At 64.1% G+C, this 6,510-nt stretch carries 6 protein-coding genes; 4 read left to right on the top strand and 2 right to left on the bottom strand.

From position 1 onward, the window contains the following. Positions 1-146: 146 nt before the first annotated feature. Positions 147-1,733, bottom strand: a complete 1,587-nt coding sequence (locus tag MU551_RS22490; protein WP_247048792.1) for an alkaline phosphatase D family protein — start codon at positions 1,731-1,733, stop codon at positions 147-149. A 169-nt stretch (positions 1,734-1,902) separates the two neighbouring features. Between MU551_RS22490 and MU551_RS22485 the strand changes: the two genes are divergently transcribed. The 3 genes from MU551_RS22485 (at position 1,903) to MU551_RS22475 (ending at position 4,667) form a co-directional block, all read left to right on the top strand. Further along, a complete protein-coding gene (locus tag MU551_RS22485; RefSeq protein ID WP_247048791.1) occupies positions 1,903-2,562 on the top strand; it encodes a hypothetical protein in 660 nt (219 codons plus the stop codon). A 421-nt stretch (positions 2,563-2,983) separates the two neighbouring features. Continuing rightward, positions 2,984-3,850: an AraC family transcriptional regulator gene (locus MU551_RS22480; protein WP_247048790.1), complete on the top strand. Its 867-nt coding sequence runs from the start codon at positions 2,984-2,986 to the stop codon at positions 3,848-3,850. A 73-nt stretch (positions 3,851-3,923) separates the two neighbouring features. Further along, on the top strand, positions 3,924-4,667 hold the full coding sequence (locus tag MU551_RS22475) for a class I SAM-dependent methyltransferase (protein ID WP_247048789.1): 744 nt from the start codon (positions 3,924-3,926) through the stop codon (positions 4,665-4,667). 77 nt (positions 4,668-4,744) lie between these two features. On the opposite strand, the gene MU551_RS22470 is transcribed toward MU551_RS22475, so the two are convergent. Beyond that, positions 4,745-5,011, bottom strand: a complete 267-nt coding sequence (locus MU551_RS22470) for a DUF4190 domain-containing protein (RefSeq protein WP_247048788.1) — start codon at positions 5,009-5,011, stop codon at positions 4,745-4,747. A gap of 251 nt (positions 5,012-5,262) precedes the next feature. Here MU551_RS22470 and MU551_RS22465 point away from each other — a divergent pair, with 251 nt between their 5' ends. Beyond that, the gene (locus MU551_RS22465) at positions 5,263-6,504 is read left to right on the top strand and encodes a S8 family serine peptidase (RefSeq protein ID WP_247048787.1); all 1,242 of its coding nucleotides are present in this window, start codon (positions 5,263-5,265) and stop codon (positions 6,502-6,504) included. The last annotated feature ends 6 nt before the right edge of the window (positions 6,505-6,510 follow it).

The following is a 6,510-nucleotide window of genomic DNA, read 5'->3' as shown; positions in this document are numbered from 1 at the left end:
CATCGCCCTCGCACGCCGCCGCTCAGACGTCCTCTTCGCCATGCTCCGAGACGGAACCCTCTACCAGGAACCGGAACCACGGAATCTGCCGTCAGCGGCTTGACGAAAAACATAGAGGCACCCCCCCCGCCGTCGTCGGCGCCTTATTACCGCGCCTGCAGCCCAGGAACCCCGTCCCGGATCTCGAACGATGCCTTCGTGCTGACGGCGGAGCCCGGCGTCGTGACGTAGTCCAGCACCCTGAAGTCAGCGGTCATCGCATCCTTCGTAATGCGCGTGTTCACGTATCCGCGGTTGTCGTTGTAGAACTTCAGGTGCGGGTTCCAGGCCATCACGGGATCCGTGGTGGAGCCGGTGCCGTTACCGGTGGAGGTGATGGACGTGCATACCAGTTCCGAGCCGACCACGGGCGACGCCGGGTCCTTGTAGTCCACCTTGACGTCGTTGGCCCAGTTGCGGTGCACGTCACCGGTGAGGACCACGGCGTTGCGCACGTTGGCGTCCACCCAGCCCTGCGTGATCCTCCGGCGCGATGCGGCGTAGCCGTCCCACCCGTCCATGGAGACGTCGTCGATCTCCGGAGCCTGGTTCCTGTCCCGTTCGGCGAAGAACACCTGCTGGCCCAGGATGTCCCAGCGCTGGGTGGAGTTCCTGAAGCCGTCCAGCAGCCACTTCTCCTGCTCCGCCCCGGTGATGGTGCGGTCCTCGGCCAGGCGTTCGGCCACGTTTTTCCTCCAGCCGTCCCCGGCGAGCTGGTCGTCCCTGTACTGCCGCGTGTCCATCATGTGGAAATTGGCCAGCTGGCCCCACTGGATGGTGCGGTAGATCTTCATGTCGAACCCGGCCGGCACGGACGAGGCCCGCAGCGGCATGTTCTCGTAGTACGCCTGGAACGCGGCCGCGCGGCGCTGCCGGAAACGCTCGGTGGTGTCGTTCAGCTGGGCGGCGTCAGTGTTCTCGGGGACCTCGTCGGCCCAGTTGTTGTCCACCTCGTGGTCATCCCACACCACCAGCCACGGCGCGATGGCGTGCGCCGCCTGCAGGTCGGCGTCGGACTTGTACTGCGCGTGCCGCTGCCGGTAACCCTGCAACGTGGAGGTCTCGGGACCCTGGTGGTCGCGCGGGTTGCCGCCGCCGATCACGTAGCTGTCCTTCTTGTACTCATACAGGTAGTCACCCAGGTGCAGCACAAGGTCCGGGTGGTCCTGGGCCAGCCGCGTGTAGGCGGTGAAGTAGCCGTGCTCGTACTGGGAGCAGCTGGCGAACGCCATGGCCAGCGCCGCCGGCGTTTCGTGCGGGGCAGGGGTCGTGAGGGTGCGGCCAACTTGGCTGATGTGCGGGCCGGTGCGGAACCGGTAGAAGTACTCGCGCCCGGGCCTGAGGCCCTTCAGCTCCACATGGACGGAGTGGGCGGTTTCGATCCGCGCAATCTCGACGCCGCGGGCCACCACCGTGCGCATGCTTGCGTCTTCGGCGACTTCCCACGCCACCGGGACGTTGCGGGACGGCATGCCGCCCAGTCCGTCCTCGGCGATCGGGTCCAGCGCCAGACGGGTCCAGATCACGAAGCCGTCCGGCCACGGCTCGCCGGAGGCGATGCCCAGCAGGAACGGATCGGCGCGGAGACCGGCGTCGTCCGTAATGGAAGTGGCGACGGCGGCACCCGGCAGGGCGGCGACCAGTCCGGCCCCGAGGCCGACGGAAAGAAGGGACCTGCGTGAAATGTTGTCCATGGCTTCAAACGTAGGAAGGCCGGTTGGACAGGTCTTGAGAAGGACGTGAATGCTCGGTTAACTGCGTGGCAAAAGACTGTTGACTCTCCGGGCGTCTCTCTGGGTGCACCACTCTGGACGGCCTCGATCCAGGAGGCCTAATCTGAGGGTGGCGGACAAAGGAGACGTCATGAAACGCTTGCTGATCGGACTATGTACGGCGGCTACGGTCGCCCTGACTGCAGCGCCGGCCGGTGCCGCTCCGAACATCTACCACACGATTTCGTCAACGCACGGCTCTGCAGCCGTGGTTGAGACCGTCGGCTGCGAGCAGACCTCAATCTTCGTCTCCTCAATGGTGGGCATGTTCGCTGCCCAGCCCGGTCCCGTCAACAAGCAGGGCCTCACCAGTGTGTTGGTGCGCGTCACAGACATCTGTTCCGGGGTGCCCGGCCGCGGTGTGGTGCTGTTCGAGGCCGAAGGCCGGAATCTGGCACCCTTGGACGCACAGCCGAGACTGACCAGCGCATCCATCACCACCGAACTGGCCGGCTTCGACGGCGACGGCAACCCCGTCACCATCAGTCTCGCCGCGTCGTGGATCGGCACCGGTCCGCTCGAGCATTCCACCGTGAGCTCCCACGAAAACGTCCCGGGTCTGGGCAACGTCAACTCAACCGACAACAATTTGGCTCGTGCTGCCACGGCAACTGTGTCGGTAACGGTCAACGGATTTACGGCTGCGGGCACCGACAGCAGTGCAGTCCTGCAACAGGTGAAGGCGCGCTGTATCGAAATTGCCCGCCCCGGTGTGGAGGAGTTCTTCCCCTGCTTTGGGTTCCCGGGGTAGCCATGGGCGTTTGATCAAATTCCTGGCCCGACCCGGCTACATTCCCTCATAGCCTGACGTTATGTTTCAGGCGGCGGAGCTGGGTCCGTGCTAACTGTCATTATCATCACCATAAAACCGGATAATGGGCACTTCTTGGACCATTACCTCAAGTGGGCGTGGATCTGTTTGCCCCAATGCTCGACAACCCGCCGCGGGGTTGGGAGGTCAGCCGTGCGTGTCCAAATCGCCCCGGTACCGGACTTCGCAGTTCCAAAGCCAACGGGCGTACTCGCGCGCCTAGCCAAGCAGAGGCATTACGCGGCGACCAGCCCGGCCCAGAGGTGTCTCCGCGGCGAAGCTGAGCGCGACCGATTCGGACCGCAATAGTCGGGTGCGGGCAGGTGCCGGTGTAGCAGGCTTGATCCCGAAGGGGGAAACCGTGATCGCAGTTCTGAACCAAGTGGTCGATTTCGTCGAGGAGCACCTCACCGAGGAGATCGACGTCGCCGGCCTGACCAGCCGCCTGGGCACCACGGAGTATCACGTCCGCCGGATGTTCTCGTCACTGGCGGGCATGCCCCTGTCCGAGTACATCCGGCGGCGGCGCATGACCGTAGCGGCGGCCGATGTCATTGAAGGCCGCGACCTGTTGGACATCGCGGTGCGGTTTGGCTACGGCTCCACCGAGGCATTCAGCCGGGCCTTCCGGGCCGTGCACGGCGTCAGCCCAGGCGAGGCGCGCCGGGACGGTGGCCCCCTCCGCTCACAACCACAGCTCAGGTTCCGCATGACCATAGAAGGGAATACCACCATGGATACGCGTATCGCAGATCAACCGGCCTTCCGGCTCGTCGGCCATACGGCCCGGGTACCGCTCATTCACCATGGCCCCAACCCGCACATCCAGGCGCATATTGCCTCGCTGCCCGACGCGGAACACGTTCGCCTCAAGGCACTGAGCAACACGGAACCGGCAGGACTGCTGCAAGTGAGCGCCGACGTAGACCCCGACTACACCGAGGGCAGTGAGCTGACCTACCTGCACGGCGTCGCCGTCAGCGAAGGAACGCCTGTGCCCGAGGACCTCGACGCCATCCCGGTCCCGGCCGGTGCCTGGGCGGTGTTCCGCACCGCCGGACCCTACCCGGCGGCCCTCCAGTCCACCTGGGCGGCGACCGCCTCCGACTGGTTCCCCTCCAACCCCTGGCGGCTCCGGCCCGGCCCGTCGGTGGTGGCCATCCTGGACCGCGCCGCCGACTTCAGCACCGCAACCACCGAGTTGTGGCTTCCGGTGGAACGCGCCTGACCGCTACTTACACAGGAGTCACCCGACTGCCCGGGGGATGGTGTCAGCACCGTTTCTCTGGAAGGGTTGAGAAATGAGCGCTCACAACAACACGCAGCAAGCGTGGGAATCAGCGTCCCACAAGTACGTCAACGAGTACGAAGAGGTGCTGGAGGAGGCGAGGAACGCCAGTCTGCTCCCCGTCGAGGAGACCCTGCTGCGCGACATTGTGGCGGGCGCCGACGTGGTGCATCCGATGAGCGGCCACGGCATCGACGACGTGGCGCTGATACGACTTGGTGCGCGCAGCATCACCGGTGTCGACTACAGCCCCACGACCGCGTCAGCAGCACAGCGCCGGGCGGACGAACTCGGCGTCGACTGCAGGTATGTGACCGCGACGCTGCCGGCGAGTGGCCTTCCCGATGACACTGCGGACCTTGTCTACACCGGGAAGGGTGCGCTGATCTGGGTGGAGGATCTGGAAGCATGGCTGACCGAGATGTGCCGCCTGCTGCGGCCAGGAGGCCATCTGTTCATCTATGAAGCGCACCCGCTGACGCCTCTGTGGAGTTGGGACAGCGACAAGGTGGAGGTGCGGAGTGACCGCGGGTACTTTGCCCGAAGCCACGTCAATGATTCATTTCCTGCGGGCGGTGCCGTCGAGTACCAGCGGACCTTCGCGGAGACGATCATGGCGATCATTGCTGCAGACTTCGAGATCCTGCACCTCGAGGAGCACGCCCAACCGTTCTGGCGGCCCGAAGGCATGGAGGCAGCCGCTTGGAATGGCCAGGTTCCGAATGCGTTCAGCCTGCTCGCACGCCACAGGGCCTGAGCGAAACACCGCAACGTGCCGCCACACGCAAAAACCCCCGTCCGGCAGCTGCCGGACGGGGGTTTTTGGGAGCGTGGTCAGCTCTGGTACGCGGCAGCTGTCCCGAGGAGCACGAAGACGACGATGATGCCGATGACCACGGAAACATAACCGATGATCACAGCGGCGAGAGCGAGGCCCCGGCCCCCTTCACCCGTGGTCTTGATCTGGTTCAGGGCAATGTGGCCCAGGATGATGCCGAGCAGGCTGATGAAGAAGACTGAGATCAGTGCCGCGATAGCGAGCGTGTTGGTCTTGGCCTGCACGGGTGCGGGCGCGTAGCCCTGGTACTGCGGAGTGCTCATGAATGTGCCTTTCAAATTTCCGAATGATGGGTCCCCCCGGCCCGCACATTGCGGAACGGCAATCAAAAAGTATCAACAATCAGGCGCATGGTCATCGTCGCGGCTCAATATATTTCTCTGGTCCCACTTTTACCACCGTCCGCTTTTTGTCCGGGGGCCCACTGGGACCGGAATGCCTTGATGGAAAACCCGCATGTCAATGTGCCGGCAGGCCCTATTTACCCGGTGGTGGGTAGGAGCAAAATGATGAAATGAAAAAAGTTGTCGTAGCGGGTCTCGCAGCTCTGAGCATGGGATTTGGCGCAATCACTTTTGCGGCCCCGGGCAATGCGGCGACTCAGTCGCCGCCGATTGAGGGGCAAGTCATTGTCAAGTTCCGCGACGATCGTGCTGCGGCCGGGGTGCTGCGCCAGCACGGCCTCGGCGAGGGCGAGACTATCGGCAGTACCCGCGCGCAACTGGTCAACGTGCCGGCGGGCAAAGAACGTCAACTGATTGAAGCTCTGAGCCGGAATCCGGCAGTTGAGTACGCCGAGCCGGACGAGCTGGTGACAGCGGCCACGGCTGACGAGTATTTCCCCCGACAGTATGCGCTGCAAAACAATGGCCAGCAGTTCACTAACACCGCTGGGACGCTGACCATTGCGGGGGGCAAAGTGGACGCCGACGTCGACGCCGTCGAAGCGTGGAACGTCACCACTGGTGCCGGTACTAAAGTTGCCGTCCTCGACTCGGGTGTTGCAAACGACAACCCGGACATCACGCCGAAGGTTGTTGCACGGGCCAACTTCACAGGTGGAGAAACCGGTGACGACAACTACGGCCACGGCACCCATGTGGCCGGCATCGTCGCCGCCACCGCAAACAACACCCGCGGCGTGGCCGGTACGTGCCCCGGCTGCACCATCCTGGACGGCAAAGTGCTGAACGACAGCGGGGTCGGATCGACGTCGAGCCTTGCAAACGGGATCAACTGGGCTGTCAGCAATGGCGCAAAGGTGATCAACATGAGCCTCGGCGTACGGGCATCACGCACCCTGGAAACCGCCGTCAACAACGCCTGGAATAAGGGTGCCGTGTTGGTTGCGGCCGCAGGCAATGGCGGTAACCAGACCAAGATCTACCCTGGCGCCTACCCGAACGTTATTGCCGTCGCAGCCACCGACAACAACGACGCCAAAGCATCGTTCTCAACCTACGGCGCCAGCTGGGTGGATATCGCGGCGCCCGGCGTCAACGTCTACTCCACCTTCCCGAACCACACCTTCGTCCTGGGCACCCAGAACAAGCGCTCTTTCGGTTACGACGTCGGCAACGGAACCTCGATGTCCTCACCGATCGTCGCTGCTGCTGCCGCCCTTGCCTGGAGCTCCAACCCGGGTGCAACACCCACCTCAATCCGCTCAAAGGTGGAATCAACCGCGGACAAGATCGCAGGCACCGGCACCAACTGGGCACACGGCCGCGTCAACGCCAACAACGCCGTCCGGTAGTTAGGG

This window comes from Arthrobacter rhizosphaerae (genome assembly GCF_023062595.1).
Classification (GTDB): domain Bacteria; phylum Actinomycetota; class Actinomycetes; order Actinomycetales; family Micrococcaceae; genus Arthrobacter; species Arthrobacter rhizosphaerae.
The sequence above is the reverse complement of the archived record's forward strand: the minus strand, read 5'-3'. Positions and strand labels throughout refer to the sequence as shown.